Source organism: Spartinivicinus ruber, assembly GCF_011009015.1.
Lineage (GTDB): Bacteria > Pseudomonadota > Gammaproteobacteria > Pseudomonadales > Zooshikellaceae > Spartinivicinus > Spartinivicinus ruber.
This window is the reverse complement of the sequence record NZ_CP048878.1, coordinates 2,970,842-2,991,655: the sequence shown is the minus strand read 5'-3', so window position 1 is coordinate 2,991,655 and position 20,814 is coordinate 2,970,842. Positions and strand designations below refer to the sequence as shown.

The window sequence follows — 20,814 nt, the reverse complement described above, 5'->3', positions numbered from 1 at the left end:
ACCTAAGCTAACCAAGCGATTACAAATTATTTTTTATGGCTGGGCTGGGCGAGATGTTTTAAGAGCTTCAAGGATTACTTTGGTTTCTTCCCACCCACCACTTCCAAAACGGTGAGCGCCTTTTCTTACTAACTCAAAGCCCTCATTTGGTCCACGGCGAGCATAAATACCAGTTCTGTTATCAAACTTGAGTTTCATCTCACTATCTTCAGGAACCCAAAAGGTATATCTTCCAGTTGCAGACTTACTAGGCCAAATAGTAAACTTTGTTCTAACTTGAAAATTCTCATCTTTAGTCTCTAATACATCAGCTTCTCCAGATAAATTTGCATTAACATAAGCCCTTAATCTTCGGAAGTTAAAGCCGTCTATTGTAGGTTTTATTTCTTGCAAGTTACTAAATGTCAATACCTGTTCTCCTTCTGGCAAATCAGGTACATATAAAGAGTACTCCCAGGGACTTTTTGTGCTTTGCCAAATAGTTAATTGGTTTGAAGGGAAAAGGCCTCCAGGACGACTAGGATTAAATGTATCAGGAAGCAAATTATAACTGAATAGATTAATATCACTTCCAAAGGCTTTTTCTATTGTATATTTCTGGACTAGGTGAACTATTTTACTCAAATCCTCTAGGGGAACTGGTAACTGACCAGGAACGTATAGCGAATACTTACCAGGAAATCGTGTACTTTTATAGATAGCAATCTGGCTATAATTTGTCTCTGGGCGACTTTCTAACAGTTGTATATCTATGCCCAATAACTCATGAAATTTGCTTGGTAAATTCGTTTCAAAAAGTATTTTATTAGCTGGTTGGCTATAAAAATTATCTACTTTGGCGATAGCATCAGGAAGTGACTCTACAGCCGTTTCTTCTTCTCCTGGTAAGTGAATTTCGTAACTAATAGGGTTTAGCTCACTGATCCAAATAGCAGGAGCACTTGGATCAAGCAAATCATTTTGTGGCTTTTCTTCAAATACGTTTAGTTGTAAGTTGTTGGTTCTTTCCTTAAATGCTGAGCGCAAATTATTGATAGCTGTTTCTTTAGTAAGACCTGCCCCCCTAGTTGTATAGTTATTACTACTGCTCTCTCCTCCTTCTCTAGTCTGAAGGCGATTATCTAAGTTTTCTGTTAGGTTTTGTTTTCCTTTTTTCTTCCACCATCCTGGCCCCTCTCCACGACCTCCAGTATACCGATCAGATACAGACCACCAACTACCATCTTTTGTTATTATTACTTCCCAACTGTCAAAACCATTGTTTGATCCATGTTTGCTCGGTTTGAGGAAATATTTAGTAATTATTTTGTTGTTGAGAGTGTATTTCCTCTCAATTAACCGTACATAAGTACCATTACTGCCTTTTACATAGGGAATATGCTGACTATCTCTATATAGGCCCGGTCTTTTGGTGTCTCTGGTTGGGGGGCTATCGAAGCTTTCTTCTGATACTTTAGAGTACTCTAATGCTCTATTACGATTTTGAAAGTCAATTTGTTTTTGGTAGGTTTTAACTGGGGTAAAATCCATCCCCTCTGTATATTGGCCTTTTGATTTTAGTTTAGCGATTTTTTCATCTACTCTGATTTTATTTGGCCTGAAGTTTTCGTGAACTTCCGTTTTAATACCTAAGCTTTTCGCTTCTTGTAGTTCGGTAACAGTGACGTCCCCTCCCCCTAGAGAGTAGAATTTTCCTTTGTAGGATGCATTGCCTTTAGCTACATTCACCATATAGGACTCACCATTAGGATCTAGCACTTTCCAAGTACCACTGGGGTCAGGCACGTAGACATGGTTATCACAGTCCTCAGCTATAGGCACATTGTATTTTTCTGCTTCCTCAGAAACGATGCCTAATGTAGTCAGATTTTTACTTTTGGCAACTCCATAGACAGTTCCAATACCTTCTTCTGTTGCACCTGCAACAACAACAATATTGTCTTTACCATAACGCTCTATTTCCTTATCTAGAATTTCAGATAAGGTGTTTTCTAAGTCTAAGTAGGGTTCATTAAATTCAGCGTAAACTGTAGCATCAGCATAACCAAGGCCAGAGTAACCACTAAAGACGATAACTCGTTTATTTGCAGTAATATTTTCAATAGTGGTTTTTACTTCTGCATGTTTTGCAGCTAATTCTTCAGCAGTGAATGGCGTTTCAGAGGAGGGAGATTCTGTTGTATTCGATTCTTCCACACTAGTCTCTTCAGGTAATGATGTATTGTCAGTTGGTTCTTCAATAAAACTGGTTTCTTGAATTGGAGCAGCAAATTCACCTTCGCCTGGTAACATACCTTCCTTAGCGATAGCAGTAAAAACTGCTCTTCGGGCTGCTGGATTTGCTCGAATAGCAACAATACCTTCAACCGCACCATAGGCAGCCATAGCGACATTGATAGCCGCAGATAAACCAGACGAAAGGGCCTTACCTTCAAGCTCGTCTAAATAATGATCGGGCCAGTCTGTAAAACGGTGACGAGTTGCTAGTTCAGTACGCCAATGGTCTAGGTAGGGTTTTATTTGGAAAAAGTCGACTAAATTCTGTATAGCATCGTATACACCCGCTGTATTGACATTAGCCCATATTGTTAGCCCTGCTTTAGCATGCTTATTAATATTCCAATAACCTAAATTATCATCTTTAAGGGTTTCATTTATAAATTGCTGCGCTTCATCTTTATTAGTGACTTTTGCCTGTTTTAGAATTAATTGGCCTTTTTCTATTAAATATTTTGCACTAGACTGCGCAGAGTTATCAAAGTAGTGATTTAGCAAGTTGGTATTTTTTTTAAAATTATCGACATACTTATCGTGGTTATTTATTCTGTCAATATAACTTAGCTTATTTTTTAATTCATCCGTAGTTAATTCCGAATACTCGTTTACTATTTCTTTGGCAAAAGCAGCGATTCTTACCTTAGGGTGAGGGGTAATTAGGGTGCCATCGGCATTGAATTCTGGCCTCCATGTATCAATAGCATGCTTTAAAGCCCGCGTTAAAACTAAGTACTGATATTCAGGATGGTAAATAATATGAATACGGTTATGTTTATAATAATTATTAATTGTAGCTGTCCACATCCCAGTATTCATTCCTGAAACCCATTGGTGAGGATTTGCTGCAGAAAAGCTCACTTCTTCTCTTTTTTCAATCCTTTTCTTATCTAGTGTATCTAAAGCAGCCTCGCCTTTACCTTCACCATGCTCTTTGTCTACTTTTTCTTTATAAACTTGTCTGGCGACGCTTAAAAGTGCTGTTCGTGATAGGTCCAGGGAGAAACCAACTTCACGCCATTTATTTTCTACCTGATGCTGAGGAATATAATATCGGTATTCATATTTTAATGCTGTTAAATAAAAGCTTTGAACTGCAGAGAAAGACTTATTAATGTTGGGGTATTTTTCACCTTGAATTGTATAAAATAATACAGCTGCATGTTGGAATGCGTTGATAAAATCATTCTTTTGGCGACGAGGAAACTCATCAAATAGTGCTTGCACATGTCTATCTTCAAGACGCCTAGTACGGACGAACCTTTCTAAATAAGCTTCCAATGCTGTTACAAAACGATCGCAGTCAACATTATAATTCTCACAGGTTGCACTTAATATTTCATTAGGTGTATAACTAAATAATTCCGTTGTGTTTTTTGTCCATAGAGTAATAGCAGTGGCAATATCAGCAAATTTTTGTTCATCGGTCCGAATATCCAGTTTACAAGTAGAATCTGGAATTAATTTATCTATACACTGGTGTGTTTGAGTTTTGCCAAAGACTAATGGGGCGCTTACAGAAGCAATGCTTATTGCTAATACTAATGGTTTTACATTCATAATAAACCCATATTTCAATACTGTAGATAATTTTGGTCTTATAAAGATAAGAAAGCCAAGTACAAGACTCCACATGCTTGAACCATCACTGCTGTTTCATAGTGTTCCCATGCTAGGCTTGTGTAGCTGTTGAGTCTGAATTGATAATGTGTTTTGCTATTAAAACTAGAATCTTCTGGTATAGTATCCAGTGTATCTGCTACTCCCCAGAACTAACAAATAAATTACAAATAAAACACTTGAAGTATACCCTAACATATAATATTAGTGAATGATATCTAGCCTGGGTACATATTAGTTGATTTAATTTAAATTTATTAGATAAACTGAGAAAATTTACATTTTCTTTACGTTTCGATTAATGCATCCTGTTGTTCTTCTATGCTCCCTCTGCAAACATAGGATATTAATAACTTACACATTATACGGCCAATATCGCCTATTCGGGATTCTGTGACAAACTTTTTCAGATGCAAAAATGCCTGCTTAACCTGCTAATGCACAGAACTGTTCAAGTATTAGCTTGTATGTAGCTGCTACATCAGCAGCATGACCTTTTCTAAACCTATGCACCAGCTAGTAGGCCTGGCACTATTGACTGATTTAAAGTCCAACATCGGCCGATGTCATGCGCTTGATAAATCTATGGTCCTGCTCAACGATGTTATTGAGGTACTTGACTTGACGTATAATTTTAGTATAACAGTCCAGTTTTATTTTCCAGCCACAAAAAATAAATTTACTGGGCAGGTGAGAGTTTATAAAACAGGTTAGGCTCACTTACAATATAAATATTATCATTATCATCCATTGTTATCCCTTCTGCCTGTGGGATACTGGATTTAAAGCCATACAGGCCTTTTTCCAGATCAATATAGCTTAACGTTGAGCCTTTTTGATTTATCTCAACCAGCATTTGCGACTCATCGCTTAATAACATAGTGTGGCCTGTTTTGCTATGAAAATACATGCCAGAAAGATCGTCAATATCAAAGCGCTTTTTCTTAAAAAGCCACTTTATTTTAATATCACTTCTATTCAAGCTATTTTTAACTAAACCCACTATTTCATAAAATAAGATGGGTGATTTTTCTTTAGTTGTGATAATACTTTGGCTGTTCGTATTATAGGCTAAAGCTTCCAATCCCAAATTTTTATCCTTTAAAAAATCTAATGAGATACTGTCTTTAATTTGATAACCGTTTTCACTCTCAGGATTAATTTCAAGCAGTGAAACTTTAAACTTTCGTTCTTCTGATATGATAAACTGGTTATCTTTTACCCACACTAGTGCCTCCGTGTCTTCTAATTGCAAATCAACTTGATTGAGGCACTCCCCCTGCTCATTGACCACTACCACTTTGGTTGGGCTATTAACCACCAGGTAAAATAACTGATCTTGTTTATTATAGGTAATATCCGATAGGTTACTGTCAACACAGTTAATCACTTTTGACTGAATAATGGCTTGATATTGGGGGAGCCAGATGGCGGCTTTTTTCTCTTGTTCTGATGTCAACACGTTAAGCATGAAGCTGCCAATATGGTGATCAACGTTGTTCCAATAACCAACGCCCATTAACAACAGGCTTCCTACAACCAGCCACATCTTTTTTACTACATTCATCTTAAAAAACTCAAACCTTCATTAAACAACCTATCCAATCATACAGGTCGACAGCCTTAACCTGGAAAAGTTTAACATAAAAAATGTGAATAAAGTTTCACATTTACATTTGAGCGCCCTCTTACATATCTTTTATGATGGAGTTGAATATCAATGCAGTAGATAGCAGGGAGCGCCAAGTAAACACATGGGGTGAAAATGCCCAACAAGGGGAAATTGGTAATATATTTACTTACCAAAACCCTTTTAATAAAAAGAAAGAATTATTCAAACTGACTGGACTCAGCGATGATAAAAAATACTGGTATTTTCTTACCATTGGGTGGTAGAAGCCAATCCAAATGAAATTTATGTGATCACTGATAAGCAAACGGCTATCAAGTTTACTATTGAAAAATACAAGGAACCCTTAGAGAAGGAAATCACCATAAAGCCTGCTAGTGAAGCGATACTATTAAATTTTGGCACTGGATTTGAGTTTGGAGGAATAACCTATAACCGAGAGACAACTGGGTTTTATTTAATAAATTCAGACAATAATGAGAGTAATGATGATATTTTATATAAATTTAACCGTGAATTTACGAAAATTGATGGGTCAAAAATTACCATAGCAAACGATGCCTCTAGGACAAAGAATTTTCAAGTGTATGATACAGCTGGCGTCTTATATGCCAACAATCATATTTATGTCATATCAGAAGCATTCAAAAAAGTACTTAAAATGAATACAGATGGTGTGATTCAAGCGGTTTATGCACTACCCTGTAAAAGTCCAAAAGAGCCCTCTGAAATTGCTATTTATAAAGGCAGTATTTGGTTAATTGGTGACAATGAAGATACCCCACTTGCCTACCAGTATTCACTTTCCTCTCATTAACAGCTAAAAAACTGCCAGGTACAAAAGGAAGTGCCTGTTATTCAGCTAACTCAATCATTTCAAAGTCTGCCTTAGCCGCACCACAATCTGGACAAAACCAGTCTTCCGGAATATCTTCCCAGCGGGTCCCCGGTGCTATTCCCTCTTCCGGTAAACCCAGTGCTTCATCATAAATAAACCCGCAAACGATACATTGCCACTTATGCATATCCTCTCCGTTTCACCTTATTCAGGATACCTCTAATAATTGTTTATAGACTCTGGACAAGCTAGCAAGGTCTTGAACAATTATTAGAGGTGCCCTTCATCTCCATTAACTTTACGACAATCTCACATGCAGTAATAGTTTTCCTATCTTCACCCAAACAGTGTAGCAGTGTCCTTCCTGTCAGCACCCCATGCAACTGCAAATGATAATAATTCTCGACTATATTTAGCATACTTTCTGTTTTGGAAATCCTACCTTACGGAACATTTATTAAATATTGAAATTTTTATACGACAACTTATGGAGTATTTGCTGACTATGATGCCAGCTACTGCAGTAAATTCTACCCCATCCACTACCTCCATCAGCCAACCATTTCCTCCTGATTCGACCTCTGCTCCAGTAATGCCACCAGTAGGTCGTATTGGTAACCACACAGTACAATTAACGCCGACTGATCATACAATCGCTATGCGTCATAAAGCAGCATTGGATGAGAAAGCGTTAAGAAAGCAGCAAATCAAACAGCTTACTAACCAGTATCAGGTAACTATTAGCCGCTCAAACAACCCAAACTACCCCTGGAAAGTTACCGGAGAAACATTAGAGCAAGCTTTTCGTTTTAAATCATTAGATGAGATGAAACAGTCCCTTGAAGGGGGTTACTTACGCCGTACCGCCAAACACATGGCAGCTGTCGAAAGACTAGGTCGTGGTCGGGATGTACATAATGTGACGTCTCTTACCAAAATGGACACAGGTCCAGTATTAGTTATTGATGGAGGAGATGATTTAGCCGTCAGTTTGGAAAACTCAGGCCTACCTCGTTCGTTAGTGTTAGCCGTGCAAAGTACAGCACTGTACCCTGCTTTTATCGGTGTTGTGCATAAAGGCTGGCAAGGTGCTAGTGATGAATATGGTGAGGCTAGGGAGGAATATCAAGAACTGATCCAATCACAACAAGCATTAAAGAAAGAAATTCGTGAATTGGTTACCAAGGAACTGGTGCTTAAGGAACAATTACTGAATAGCTCTGACAATTCCAATGATCAACAACAGTTGCGGGATGTATTATTCAAACACAGTCAATTTAAAACGGCCTTATTAGCCAGCGTAGAGCCACTATTAAAAGCAAGCCCTCATGATGATGAGCAAACTCAGGCCACTACAAGTCAATTAAAAGACACCATCAAACAAATCAATGGCCTAAAAAGCCAGCTGGCTGAGCATAATCAACAAATTAATGAACAGTTAGCTGATACCCAACCATCCGGTGAACTACAACAGTTGTTAGATAAGCTGTCCAGTAACCAATTGTTTGACCCTACTTCACCAGAGTGCCATGACCTCATTCAGAAGCTAGCTGAATATAAAGCCAATCAAGATGATAAATTAGCTAAATTTGCAGATACCCATATTGCTGCCGCATTTACTGAGTCGGGGTTAAGTGGCATGTATTGGGGAATGGTCTCCTTTGAAGCCCGTGCGACCAGCGAATTATTATTAGGCGAAACAGCACAATCTTTCAGTGGCATCCTCAGCCAAATGGGAGACACCTTTAATGTCATTGGTCAAGCACAAATGGTCATTGCTGGGCTAACCAAAGCAGGCTTAGGCATCACAGAAATCAAATCACTAAATGAGTGGCTGGATCAAATCAATACAACACCTGCCTTGAAAAATCCAGACACCCCCGAGTTGGCTAAAGTCAAAAACATGGTTGACCAGTTTTATCGTCACCAGCGAAATGTAACAGCAGCGGAAACTGTTGGTAATAGTGTTCTCACCTTAGGTCAATTGGGGATGATTTTAGGTGGCCCGTTTGGCACAGGTATAGGTGGCATATTATACGCCGGGGTCGGCGCAACTATTGGTGGGGTGGCAATGAGCCAAGCTGCTGCTCAATATTCCAATAAAGTGTTTAATGTATCTGAAGAAAAGTCAACTAAAGAGCAAGCCATCAGCGAGTCACGAGGTAATGATCCCCAAGCGTCTGCGTTAACTATTATTCAGCAACGTATTAGTGATCTATACAAATTAAGCCAGGAACAGGCAATACCTAAAGTATGGTTAAACATTTACCAAGCCTTAATTAATAATCCTAAAGCAGATGCTTTTGAAATATTGGCAGAAACCGGTAAAAAATACCAACAATATGATGCCGAGCATACTGGCCATTACCGGCAATTATACAGAGAGGCACTAGATAATATAAAAAATGATCATCAAAACACCATTGATGTGATTAATCATGCAAAAGCGCTGTTACAACAAGATATCAATGGAGCAAATGCTAAAACCGCACTTTCTGCTTTTGTTAGCCAACATATCAGCGCTTTACAAGAGGGTGACAAGGTAGCAGCAGCAACCCAAGAAACTACTACAGCAGACCAAATCAACCAACTGTTTCAGTTTGCAGAACAACAAGGCTTTGATAAAGAGTTTGAGCGACGCATCGTCAAACGCCTAATTAATCAAAATGGCTATATTGGTCACAAAGAAAACGAGGTTGATCCTAGCCCTTATATTACTCAAATTGCAGCCAATAAATCAAAACGTCCCTGGCAAATCCCTAACCCTATAGCCCCTATTATTAATTTAGGCCGCTTAGTTAAGCAGCTAATCAAGCCTGTTGCTCATCCTACATTGTTATCAAATACTCTCTCTATACCCATGAACTGGGGTAAAAAAGATACGACTATTTACGTATTTAACCGAGAAAAGTTTTTACAAGACTTAGACGTGTTAACACCCGATAGCGCTGAAGGAAAAAAACTACACCTACTTTGTCAAACCTTATTTACTGAGCAAATGGCCAATGAAGCCAAAACTTGGCTGGGTAAAGACAACCGCCATGTATTTGAAGAAACCATGCGCCATATTGGTAAAAAAGTTTTAAGGGATAATGTTTTACGTCCTATTGTTCATGACGTTTCTGATCAAGTAAAACTGGCTGATTTAATAAGCCAGTTAGAACAGGGTAAAACCATCTAATGAGTACCAACAAAGATTACTATTTTTAGAGATACCCTAATTAGTGAGCACCTGAAGTAGCCTTTGCTACTTCAGGTGCTCAAATGCTTATACAACAGGCGTTGCTAAAGCCACTGACCTGGTAACTGAAGAACCAACCTGACCACTATCTCTACTCTCTCCATTAGCCTCATTTACGACAAACCCTGACATTGCATGTGCTAAGGATTGGCGATCCACTGAATGATGTGTTATTGCTGGCTGTTCGCTAAAAACAGGTTGTAACTGACTATTTAATTTAGCATCCGGCTTCACTGACAGTTTGGTTGTAATCTCTTTCAGTTGGTTATTGCCTAACACCTGTAAATCACTAAATGTTAACGTCAAGTTTTGCACTGTTTCATCACTAAACCAATCAGCCAAATAAACTTCCCGCCCAGTCACTTGCCTGTGCTCACCGTTAATCTGGTATTTACTAATCACCAAGTCGTTATCTTGCCGGGAAAACATGGTCTGGCTTAGTTGTAAATTGACCAACTGCACTTTATCAATCGCATTAGTATCATCATGATTATCAATCACAACAGAATGGCCATTATAATTAGCTGCTGTAATGGTTTTACTGGACTGCACATTTTCATGGCTAATAATAACTCGGTAGGTGTCTTTGCCTGCGCCACCTCGTAAATATTCAGTTCCCCCTCTTGCTTCAATGATGTCATCGCCTTTACCGGTATTCACATGATTATTAACGGTGGCATCAGTGATCACTTTATCTTGATAATCTGTCGTGATTACAGCTTCAATGGAAGTTAAAATATCCTTATCACCATTGGCGTCTATTCCCTCGCCAGCTTCTAAATATATACTAACCCCTTGTGCTTTTTGACTATCACCATCATATATAGCCGTATCAAACCCCTCTCCACCATCAATTGCATCCCGACCACGCCCACCAATCAGGATATCATTCCCTCCTCGGCCTAACAGAACATCATTACCCGCTTCACCGCGTAAAATATTGGCTTGGTGATCGCCTTTTAGCTGATCTGCATAGGCAGAGCCAGTTATATTTTCGATATCATTTAACACATCGTCTGTCGCATCTGCATGAAAACCTTCACCTTTTTCTAAGTCCACATGCACGCCCGTTTGGGTTGCCACATCACCCGCATACAGTACTGTATCATTGCCACTGCCACCTGATAATTTATCAGCCCCTAGCCCACCATACAGCACATCATTCCCTTCATTGCCAAATAAATGATCATGACCTGATCCACCAACCAACTGGTCTTCACCCTCTCCACCATGCAGTCGATCATCACCTGCCAGTCCTTTCAGAACATCGTTACCGTTATTTCCCAGTAATGTATCCGACAACTGTCCTCCAGTTAGCTGATTATTTTGCTGATTACCAGTGATCTGATTGCTCTGTGTAAGTGATCCTGTTACTGTGCGCACCGACTGCCAGTTACCTTCAGTTAAACTGATGGTTTGGGCATTTACTGATTGGTTACGCTCAATAACAATAGGGGTAAACTGGCCTGCTGTCGCTGCATCACCAGATAAAGCAAATAAAACCCCATCCTTGGACTTTACTAATAAATGTTGATTGGCAGAACCTTCAAACCAGCCTTTTAACCTTACTGCCACATAATCATGACCAGGAATATCAAGCTGTTTTTGTTTAATCTGAATAATCTTTTTTGCAGTCAAATCATGATTAGTCAATACCAAGTCATTAGCACCTGACCGCTGATAATGGAAACCACGAACATTGGCAAAATCAATATCTAACTGTAGAAAATCCGTTTTGTTATCCGTCGCTTCATTAGAAATAGTCACTAAACCGTAGCCTTGTTTGGCAATATAAGTATCACTACCATTATTGCCCTGTAACCAATCTCCCCCACGCCCATCAACAGTGCCTCGACCATCCAGCCGGTTATCACCTTCATTTCCCTTGAAGTTATCTTCACCGCCACCACCGATAATTTGGCGAACTCGTTGCCAGACCGGCTCACTCATTAAATTAATAGTTTGATTATCATTACTGGCCGAAAAATCAAATCCCAACAACTGCTTGCTGCCATCGTTACTATCTAACGTAAATAGCCGACCATCTTTGGATTTGATTAACAAATGACGGTATTGCTCACCTGCAAAGAAATTTTTAATCTCTGCACCACTGACAGGATCCGTTGTATAAAGCACTGCACTATTTCGAGTGTCACGCAATGAGCGTATTTTTATTTCATCATAATTAGCTTTATACAACAGGTAGTCAAACTTGCCATCAGCCGCCTTGTTATCGATTGTCACTGCAGAGCCATTTTGGGTAGGATCAACAATATAAGTATCTATACCATTGCCACCGGCTAGGGTATCAGCACCACCGCCACCATGAATAAAGTTATTTTTATCATTACCTATGATATTGTCATTGTGAGCACTGCCCGTAACAGCCACTACCTGTCGGGTAGTAGCCGATGTGGTTAAGTCAATGGTTTGCCCTGCTGTTTCAGTAGAAGCATCCACAGCCATCGGCTGTTTAAGTAACGAGCCATCATTATTAACTACTATTTTGAATACGATGTCATCCTGGCTAATAATGGATAAATGCTGCTGCTCAGCCCCTTTAAACCACTGCTTTAAAATAACCCTGTCACCGTCCACGTTTTGATGATATACCACTAAATCGTTACTGTCAGACTCTCTATGTAAGCGAATGTTGTCGTAATTCGCAGTGTAATACAGGAAATCGGCTTGTTGATCATGGGCATAATTATCAATGGTCATGACATTAGAACGGTCGGTATAGGTGGAAAAATAATACTGATCCATGCCATTGCCGCCAGCTACTTTATCTTCACCACCATAACCATCAATGATATTATTTAAATGGTTGCCAGTAATTGCGTCACTTTTACTGCTACCAGTAATACTGGTTACATGGAACCAGGTAGCACTTTCAGACACATCAATTATTTGTCCCTCAGCTTGGTGACTGCGGTTAATGGCGACTGCTTGCAAACTAATATTAGCGGAAGTTTCATCTACAAATTTTAAGATGGCACCATCGTTGGTTGATACCAATAAATGCCGATAACGATCTCCTAAAAACCAGTTTTCTACATTCACCAGGTATTGAATATTATCAGGTGTGACATAGCGAATGGTTAAATTTAAATTATTACCTGACTTTGACGCTTGTAATCGAGCTGCTTCAGAGTTCACTTTAAGAATATCCAGCTTTCTATCTTCAGCATCATTGTTAATCGTTAAATAAGAAGCTCCTTGTCCTGTGCTATAGTAATCTTGTCCTTCACCGCCGACAATATAAGCTTGCTGTGGCCCCATTAAAAAAGCATCATTGCCAGCACCACCAAACAGTCGATAATGATAAGCGGTTATGGATGAACCAATCGGATTACCAGGGCAATCGCATATAAAAATACAACAAAATCAGTATAATAGGATAAAAAGCAACTGATATAGAGTGCAACATTGGTAAAAAATAGTACAGTTTTAGATCATTTTGAACAGTTAGATGATCCTCGAATGGAACGCCATCGTCGCCATAAGCTCATTGATATTATTACTATTACGATTTGTGCCGCTTTATGTGGAGCAGATGACTGGGTAGCTATTGAGCGATTTGGTAACGCCAAAGAATCATGGTTTAAAAGCTTTCTAGAACTACCGAATGGAATACCCTCTCATGATACCTTTGGTCGTTTTTTCTCACGCCTTTGCCCTATCTCGTTTCAAAGCTGCTTCATCCAATGGATTCAGTCAATCACTGATAGCTTACCTGGCAAGCTGGTAGCAATTGATGGTAAAACCCTTAGACGATCATTTACTGAACCTGATAAGAAGAACGCTATTCACTTGGTTAACGCATGGTCAATAGAAAATAAGCTGGTGTTAGGCCAACTTAAAACTGATAGGAAATCCAATGAAATCACCGCCATTCCTGAACTATTAGAAGCAATAACAGTTAAAGGTGCTGTTGTATCAATAGATGCGATGGGATGTCACAAAGCCATTGCTGAAAAAACTCGTGAAAAAGAGGCTCATTACTTGTTGGCAGTTAAAAATAACCAACCTCGTTTATATTCTGCTATTCAAGAACAACTGTATTCTAAAAAAGCCAAAGTGTATCAACGTCCCGCTATAGACTTTCATTCTTCAGAAAAAGAACAGCATGGCCGTCATGAGATACGGCGCTGCTGGGTTTATCACTCAGTGGCTAAACTACCTATAGCAACAGAGTGGATCGATTTAGCGGCTGTCGTTAGGGTTGAAACAGAGCGCACCTTGCAAGGCAAAAAAGCAAAAGAACAACGCTATTATATTTCTAGCCAGCCCTTGTCAGCAAAAGCTGTCAGTGAAATGATTCAGCATCATTGGCAAATTGAGAATAGCCTACATTGGAGTCTGGATGTTGCATTTAGGGAAGATGATAGTCGAATTCGTATAGGCCATTCAGCTGAAAACATGTCCAGGATTAGACAAATAGCCCTTAATATACTTAAACAAGATGACACTTATAAAATTGGTATAAAAAATAAGAGGCTGTCTGCTGGTTGGGATCATGAGTATTTAATGAAGTTGATTTGTTCCGTGTAAATTTATATGCGATTGCCCTGATCGGATTACCCTCTTGATCTTTAGGTTGTTGCTGTACTGCGATAAACCGGTTATCTTGGGAATTACCGTAATAGGTGCCATGTAAGCTTGTGCTTTCCTCATCAATACCACTGATAATTCGTTTTTTATCAACCGGAATAAACCATAAAAACTTCACACTCTGTTCTTTAAAGCTGATTTTTTCTGACTCACCTACGCCTAAAACAATATCATTGACATTGTTACTTAAATTCAGGGGATGAGTTTCACTGTGATTATTACCGCGACTGTCGGGTATAGATGCAAGGTTTAATGTGGAAGCTTGCCCTGGCTCTCCCAACCTGAAGGTAATATTCCCTCCATTCCAGGAAGCACTACCATTGGCAAAATTAATTTCCTGAACATTATCACCTTGTTCTTTTTCCACTTTAAAATAGTTATGGTAATCAGCCAGGTTATTTAAATAAGCTTGATCCTTGACATATTCTTGATCCAGTTTTTTCGAGTGAGTCACTGCACCATAAATTTGCCCTGGTAACGTCCACTCTTCCCAAAGATGAAAACTTGCCTTGCCGATACCAGTAAATACAGCTTCTGCTTTTTGTCCTGCCGAGGCATCAGCGGGTAATGCATCTAATTCCTTTTTAATATCCGTATAAAACTCATCAATCCCCATGCGAATAATAGTTAAAGCAATCACAATAGGCTCAGCTTCAGGCCCAGCCAGCGATAAAGCGGTAATTGCCCCATCCAAGCCTGCGTCAATATAGCCTAGGGTATCACCCCGTTGTAAATCCTGTTCAATATTATAAATACCAAACGCAGTACCAATAATCGGCACATCTTCTAATAATTCACCAACACGTCCTGCTGTGCGTAATAAACTACCTGCATCTTCTGTTAATAGCTGGCCAACTTCTCTACCTGCTACCTCAGCGGTAACCTGACCCAACTGTTGTACACCACGGGACAGCACTTTAGTTAACGCCTGCCCTGCTGCCTTATATAACTTGCGGTTAATTCCGGTTAACTCACCAATACCATGAGAGGCTTGGCTTAATGCAATCGACCCTTCTGTAATTCTGCCTTGTTCAAGGGCCTGTATACCGCCTTTTAAACCAGCCGCAATCCCATAAATTGCCAACCCTCGATTAATATGGTTATTTAGACTTCCTTTCAACTCTTGTGGCTTACTGAGCTCTTCAGCCGTTTTATGATATTCATCCACCAGCCCAGGTGTTCGCAATTCTTCAGTTGGTATTTTTGTTTTAACCAACGGTCGCTGACGAGGGTCATTAACATCCACCACATTGAACTGCAAGTCACCTGTCGTTAAATCTACCTTCAACGAATGCTCATCAATCTCATAGTGACGTCCAGTTTCGCTATTTTTTTCAGCTAATACACTAGCCATGACTTTCACCATTACCCCATGGTCATGGCTTAACGCCAACGTTGCTTCTATTGGCTTGGCGACAGTTTGTTTTATTGACTGCTCTAAATTAGCAAAATAGTCTACTTGTTGTTGCCGCCATCTGTTAACCAGCTTACTGTTTGTTAATGCATCCGCAATTATTTCATCGGTGATAATATCAAGATTAGGACTGCTACTTTCACCTTCTCCATAGCGGGCTTCCACTTCACTAAACTGTCCTTCACCATCTGTCGTAAGAATCACTTTATGAGAGTGGTCACCTGATTGCCAGGCAACAGTGCCATCAGCCATAAAGCGCAGTGTTTCCCGTTGTCCTGTAGAGTTAATTCGAACCAATGTATCTCGAGCTGATATCTCAACTTTTGCTGTCGGATTATATCGTACCAGTGCTTGCGCTAGCTTTTTAACAAAGCTACTACCAGCCTGATCAACGGAACCTAATCCACAAGCTAATAAACTGATACGCTTAGGCATTCCTTTAACTAAGCCACTTTCAAACAAATTTTGACTAAAAGTAGTCGCATCAACACCCGCTATCTGATGGCCACCTGTTAATAAGTCAGTTGTCCTATCACTATGTCCAACAGCTAATAATCGATCATTATTGCTTAGTTGTAGTTCAGTTACTTGTTGGCCAGTTAGCACATCAACCATATTGCCTTGATGCGGATTCCACTGCAACCAGCGCACTTTTTCACTGGGGTATTTATGAAATAAACTCTGTGCAGCACGAAAGCTAACAGGATCGCCATCTGCTTGTAAAATAATATTGCTGTCGTATGCACCACGACTCACTTCTGTCAGCGGTGATCGCTCCAACTCATTTTGTGTCGGTTTTCTCCATTGCAGGGCATTAATTGCTCGGTAGTCATTGAGGTTAGCCCCTGCCGTTAAACTCGCTTCATAACGTACATCAACATTATTATTAATTTTATCTGGCTCTAACCAGTTTTTAGGGCTTTGATTACTGCCTTCTCCCGTTGATTCTCCACTTCGATACTCAATGCCATATTGCTTCAATTGAGCCTCACACTCACTACAAGCGGGCTTCGAAATTCCAAACCGTTTACCTTTCAGCTCTATGTTATGATCTTTTAAATAACGAATAAGCTGCATTTCAGCATGAGGAGCTGCAGCAGCTTCAGCTGACTCAGCTGTGTCACCGATACCAATAAACACTACTTTATCAAACTCGGCAACACCTTTTAACTCTGCTTGTAATTGATCAACCAAATTAACCCGATTTGCAGCGTGACTCATTCCACCAGGATTTTCAGCCGTAGGTTGTTGGTCCTGAAATAGTGAAAAAGATAAATATTTATTATTATTTTCCAAACCTTCAACATGTGTAGTACCATCTGGATTATCTGTAACGGTTACTCCACTACGGGTTTTGGTATTAGACGTGAAATAAAGTGTTTTATCAATTACCGTGACGGCTACCGTATCATAGCGAATCTCACTAGCGCCACCTGACTTTTCTTTTAAAACAACCCAATCATCTACATTATTACTGTTTATATCTTTTATAACGAAACTTTTAATTTTAGCAATTTTAGCTGATGTAATACCTGGAATAGTTTCAGGATGCAGCAAATACCCTTTCAATTGTTGTGCTGTTAAACTTTGGACATCGACAACACCTTTTAAAGCTTGTTGCAACTCTTTTACCGGTGAAGTAGATAAATAAGACTTAATATTAACCTGTCTGCCTTCAGCAAGATAAGGTCGCCACGACTCGATATGATTACTAACCCGCTGCTGGTAAGCTTTTGTCGCTTGCTTGACCACTTTTGGCTTTGCATTAGCTGGAATGCCAGCACCTTCCAGCCAACCTTCAATATGTTCATTTGAATAAGCAGAAGCTAAAATAAAGTTTGCCAATTTATCTTCAAAACTCAACTGACCATTAGCCACGGCTTCTGTTGAACTTGCTGTACCAGTCGGAACACTATTATCATCTGGCATAATTGCCCACTCCTGAGTTTATGATAAATATAAAAAACACTGACTAAAACACATAATATGTACCGTACTAACGTATCTATTCAGGAAAACCTCACCAGTAAATACATCATATTTCGTACATATTGAGTAAGCTCTCATAAACTCAGCAAGTCAACTATCAATAATAACCAGCATTTTTTATAACATAGGCAACACCTGTATTAAACTTAATTAAAATAATACCAATAATGCTCCACATAATAAGTAGCAAGAAAATATTCCCAATAATGCTCCACATAGTAAGTAGCAAAAAAATATTCCCAATATGAAGGGTAAAATTACTTAATTTTATAATTTAGAGAAAGGTCAGAAGTCACATAAACATAGCAAGCAGCTTCAATTATTTATGCTATTCCAATCGATGTGTGTGATATCTTAACTAATCACTTCAAGTGATTCAGGCTTACACCCAGCGTTATGGCGCCAATAGGCTGTTGATCCTCAGGATTAGTTACGGTAAAACTAAACTGGGTAGAATAGCTTAACGTTGATTCATCAAATTCCGTTTCAGCAATATGGGTAGCCCCTGCTCCCTTTAAATAAGTCTGTTGCCATTTGGCTTCATCTCCTTGCCAATAGTCTGATGTAATATCACTCATGCCAACATTGGTTCCTTTATCATTCATTACAATAATTTCTTTATATAAACCATTACTGTTGGCTTTTAGCTCACGCACAAAACTTGATGCACGACTATTAAAAATCTCATTAATTAAATCATATTTTCCACTTATTTTTTCCGAACGCCATTTATCATCAAGCGCTTTAACTTTAGCCTCATCCCACGAAATGGCATTTCGATTAGACTCAAGGATAGCATCAATCAACACTTTATCCGTTAGCCATTTATTTTGAATAGCCTGTAAATGTTGTTTAAGCTTGGCTGGTGTACTTGCAACAAAATACCAGTAAGCTCCCCCAGCCCCCCCAACAACGACCACTAGCAAGATAACTGCAATAACAAGCTTCTTCATAATATTCTCGAACTGGGTTTGGCAAATTTTTATAAGAGTATAGCCTTCATTTAACAGAATGGTAGCAATAGTGTCATTAGCTATTTTCAGCAAATCCCTATAGCATGGCTATTCTAAGTCCTTGCCATCATTTCAGGTACTTTATAAAAAACGTTAGCTAACGTTAACAAAAAACAGTCACTTAACATGAATAGGCGATATTACATTCAAACATCAACCACCACTCTATAGCTTTTTAGCTGCTATATTTTTTACATCTCGTTAAGAGATGAAAGGATCACCTTTGTGCCAAGCCATCTCTCTTCCCAGCAATATTATTTAGAGCCCAAAAAAGTTCAATACTAATCAAATTTTAAGGAAAAACCTTATTTATCAACCTATTTACCTAAAAATTATAGTTTGAACTCAAACCAAACATCTGCTATGTTTTTTCAGATAACTTGACAACCAAAAGGTTAACTATGTGCGGTATTTGCGGGGAATTTCGCTTCGACAAAGCAACACCATCTGTTAAAACGTTAGAGCAAATGAATGCAAAACAGGCACGGCGAGGGCCTGACCATTCAGGAATATTTGTACAAGATAATGTAGGGTTCGGCCATACTCGATTAAAAATTATGGACTTAGGGTCCGAGTCAGCCCAACCTATGCATGATTATCAACTTGGCTTAACGTTAGTATTTAATGGTGCTATTTATAATTATCCAGAAATTCGCCAACAGCTTGAACAATTGGGTTATCGTTTTCACTCTACTGGAGATACGGAAGTAGTACTAAAAGCATTCCATGCCTGGGGACCAGAATGCTTGCAACGATTTAATGGGATGTTTGCTTTTGTTATTTGGTTACGAGATAAAAATAAATTGTTTATGGCCCGTGATCGCTTGGGCATCAAACCACTTTATTATTCATTAAAGGCCAATACTTTTTTATTTGCTTCAACATTGCCCGCATTATTATTAGCTCCTACAATAAGTAAACAGCTCTGCCCAAAAGCGTTACACTTCTATATGCACTTTCATTCTGTAGTGCCAGCCCCTGACACTTTATTTAGCGATATTAATAAGCTAGAACCTGGCCATTACCAGTGGGTTGATGGTAACGGCCAACTAACCAAACATCAATATTGGCGCTTAAATTATGAACCTAACCATCAACCAATAAATGCTGACACCTTATCTGAATGGCAAGACCAACTCACCGAACAATTATTAACAGCGGTTCGACGGCGCAATGTTGCAGCAGTTGATGTAGGTATTTTACTGTCTGGCGGTGTCGACTCCAGTTTGCTGGTGGGTCTGTTAGCTGAAATAAAATCAACACCTATTCAAACCTTTTCTATTGGCTTTGATTCCATTGATAATGAAGCAGGTGATGAATTCAAATATTCTGACTTGATTGCCGAGCAATTTGCTACAGATCACCATAAATTATTTATTTCCCCAGCCCGACTAATGGAAAACTTACCCCATGCGATTGCTGCTATGGCCGAACCTATGATGAGCCATGACTGCATCGCCTTTTATCTACTAGCAGAAGAAGTCAGTAAACACTGCAAAGCCGTACAAAGTGGTCAAGGAGCAGATGAAGTATTTGGTGGTTATCACTGGTATCCTCCATTATTGACTTCAAATATGCCAGCACAAACCTATAAAAAACATTTTTTTGATCGTAGTTATTCAGAATACCAACATATTTTTCAAACGAACTGGCTAACGCGAGATTACGCCAGTGAGTTTGTCACTGAGCATTTTAGCCAACCTGGTGCCAGCGAGCCCATTAACAAAGCACTCCGTCTAGATACCACCGTGATGCTGATAGAAGACCCAGTAAAACGTGTAGATAACATGACCATGGCCCATGGCTTAGAAGCAAGAGTTCCCTTTCTTGATCACGAGCTAGTTGAGTTCAGTGCTACCTTACCAGCTGCCGTTAAAGTAAAAGCCAATGATGGCAAATGGATTTTAAAATCCGTGGCAAGACAGTTTGTCAATGAAAAAGTTATTGATAGGCCTAAAGGTTATTTTCCTGTCCCTGCCTTGAAATATTTACAAGGAGATACCCTTGATTGGGTTGCAACCGCGCTTACTAGTGACACAGCCAAACAACGTAAGCTTTATAATCCAGATTATATTCAAACTCTGCTTAATAACCCAAAAGACCATATATCTCCTTTAAATGGGTCTAAACTTTGGCAAATGGGCCTACTTGAACTCTGGCTTCAAACCCAAGGAATTTAAC

At 39.2% G+C, this 20,814-nt stretch carries 11 protein-coding genes and 1 pseudogene; 5 read left to right on the top strand and 7 right to left on the bottom strand.

The window, feature by feature from the left end:
- Positions 1-33: 33 nt before the first annotated feature.
- The 3 genes and pseudogenes from G4Y78_RS14025 to G4Y78_RS14015 all read right to left on the bottom strand — a co-directional run bounded on the left by G4Y78_RS14025 (position 34) and on the right by G4Y78_RS14015 (position 5,461).
- The gene (locus tag G4Y78_RS14025; RefSeq protein WP_163833611.1) at positions 34-3,834 is read right to left on the bottom strand and encodes a hypothetical protein; all 3,801 of its coding nucleotides are present in this window, start codon (positions 3,832-3,834) and stop codon (positions 34-36) included.
- Positions 3,835-4,370: 536 nt separating this feature from the next.
- Positions 4,371-4,524: pseudogene (locus G4Y78_RS14020) on the bottom strand (DDE-type integrase/transposase/recombinase); the annotation flags it as partial.
- Positions 4,525-4,573: 49 nt separating this feature from the next.
- Positions 4,574-5,461: an SdiA-regulated domain-containing protein gene (locus G4Y78_RS14015; protein WP_163833610.1), complete on the bottom strand. Its 888-nt coding sequence runs from the start codon at positions 5,459-5,461 to the stop codon at positions 4,574-4,576.
- Between the two features lie 134 nt (positions 5,462-5,595).
- On the opposite strand from G4Y78_RS14015, the gene G4Y78_RS14010 reads away from it, so the two are divergent.
- On the top strand, positions 5,596-5,790 hold the full coding sequence (locus tag G4Y78_RS14010) for a hypothetical protein (protein ID WP_163833609.1): 195 nt from the start codon (positions 5,596-5,598) through the stop codon (positions 5,788-5,790).
- The gene (locus tag G4Y78_RS14005; RefSeq protein WP_163833608.1) at positions 5,784-6,341 is read left to right on the top strand and encodes an SdiA-regulated/phytase-like domain-containing protein; all 558 of its coding nucleotides are present in this window, start codon (positions 5,784-5,786) and stop codon (positions 6,339-6,341) included. Before G4Y78_RS14010 ends, G4Y78_RS14005 begins: the two co-directional genes overlap by 7 nt.
- Positions 6,342-6,378: 37 nt before the next feature.
- Here G4Y78_RS14005 and G4Y78_RS14000 read toward each other — a convergent pair whose 3' ends face one another.
- Positions 6,379-6,549, bottom strand: coding sequence for a rubredoxin (locus tag G4Y78_RS14000; protein WP_163833607.1), 171 nt, complete (start codon positions 6,547-6,549; stop codon positions 6,379-6,381).
- Positions 6,550-6,867: 318 nt separating this feature from the next.
- Here G4Y78_RS14000 and G4Y78_RS13995 point away from each other — a divergent pair, with 318 nt between their 5' ends.
- On the top strand, positions 6,868-9,543 hold the full coding sequence (locus tag G4Y78_RS13995) for an AAA family ATPase (RefSeq protein ID WP_163833606.1): 2,676 nt from the start codon (positions 6,868-6,870) through the stop codon (positions 9,541-9,543).
- A gap of 87 nt (positions 9,544-9,630) precedes the next feature.
- Here G4Y78_RS13995 and G4Y78_RS13990 read toward each other — a convergent pair whose 3' ends face one another.
- Positions 9,631-12,885, bottom strand: coding sequence for a hypothetical protein (locus G4Y78_RS13990; RefSeq protein WP_163833605.1), 3,255 nt, complete (start codon positions 12,883-12,885; stop codon positions 9,631-9,633).
- 147 nt (positions 12,886-13,032) lie between these two features.
- Between G4Y78_RS13990 and G4Y78_RS13985 the strand changes: the two genes are divergently transcribed.
- Positions 13,033-14,157, top strand: coding sequence for an ISAs1 family transposase (locus tag G4Y78_RS13985; RefSeq protein WP_222937590.1), 1,125 nt, complete (start codon positions 13,033-13,035; stop codon positions 14,155-14,157).
- On the opposite strand, the gene G4Y78_RS13980 is transcribed toward G4Y78_RS13985, so the two are convergent.
- Positions 14,060-17,560: a C80 family cysteine peptidase gene (locus G4Y78_RS13980; protein ID WP_163833604.1), complete on the bottom strand. Its 3,501-nt coding sequence runs from the start codon at positions 17,558-17,560 to the stop codon at positions 14,060-14,062. The genes G4Y78_RS13985 and G4Y78_RS13980 overlap by 98 nt on opposite strands.
- 422 nt (positions 17,561-17,982) lie before the next feature.
- Positions 17,983-18,573 carry a hypothetical protein gene (locus G4Y78_RS13975; protein WP_163833603.1) on the bottom strand — a complete coding sequence of 197 codons (591 nt, stop codon included), beginning with the start codon at positions 18,571-18,573 and terminating at the stop codon, positions 17,983-17,985.
- Positions 18,574-19,034: 461 nt separating this feature from the next.
- Between G4Y78_RS13975 and G4Y78_RS13970 the strand changes: the two genes are divergently transcribed.
- Positions 19,035-20,813 (top strand): N-acetylglutaminylglutamine amidotransferase, encoded by a 1,779-nt coding sequence (locus tag G4Y78_RS13970; protein ID WP_163833602.1) that lies wholly within the window; start codon positions 19,035-19,037, stop codon positions 20,811-20,813.
- Position 20,814 lies beyond the last annotated feature (1 nt).

What these genes read in the sequence shown, in the direction of transcription:
- G4Y78_RS14025 (WP_163833611.1), bottom strand. Translation starts at nt 3,834, where the DNA reads ATGAATGTAAAACCATTAGTATTAGCAATAAGCATTGCTTCTGTAAGC.
- G4Y78_RS14015 (WP_163833610.1), bottom strand. Translation starts at nt 5,461, where the DNA reads ATGAATGTAGTAAAAAAGATGTGGCTGGTTGTAGGAAGCCTGTTGTTA.
- G4Y78_RS14010 (WP_163833609.1), top strand. Translation starts at nt 5,596, where the DNA reads ATGATGGAGTTGAATATCAATGCAGTAGATAGCAGGGAGCGCCAAGTA.
- G4Y78_RS14000 (WP_163833607.1), bottom strand. Translation starts at nt 6,549, where the DNA reads ATGCATAAGTGGCAATGTATCGTTTGCGGGTTTATTTATGATGAAGCA.
- G4Y78_RS13995 (WP_163833606.1), top strand. Translation starts at nt 6,868, where the DNA reads ATGATGCCAGCTACTGCAGTAAATTCTACCCCATCCACTACCTCCATC.
- G4Y78_RS13990 (WP_163833605.1), bottom strand. Translation starts at nt 12,885, where the DNA reads ATGGGGCCACAGCAAGCTTATATTGTCGGCGGTGAAGGACAAGATTAC.
- G4Y78_RS13980 (WP_163833604.1), bottom strand. Translation starts at nt 17,560, where the DNA reads ATGCCAGATGATAATAGTGTTCCGACTGGTACAGCAAGTTCAACAGAA.
- G4Y78_RS13975 (WP_163833603.1), bottom strand. Translation starts at nt 18,573, where the DNA reads ATGAAGAAGCTTGTTATTGCAGTTATCTTGCTAGTGGTCGTTGTTGGG.
- G4Y78_RS13970 (WP_163833602.1), top strand. Translation starts at nt 19,035, where the DNA reads ATGTGCGGTATTTGCGGGGAATTTCGCTTCGACAAAGCAACACCATCT.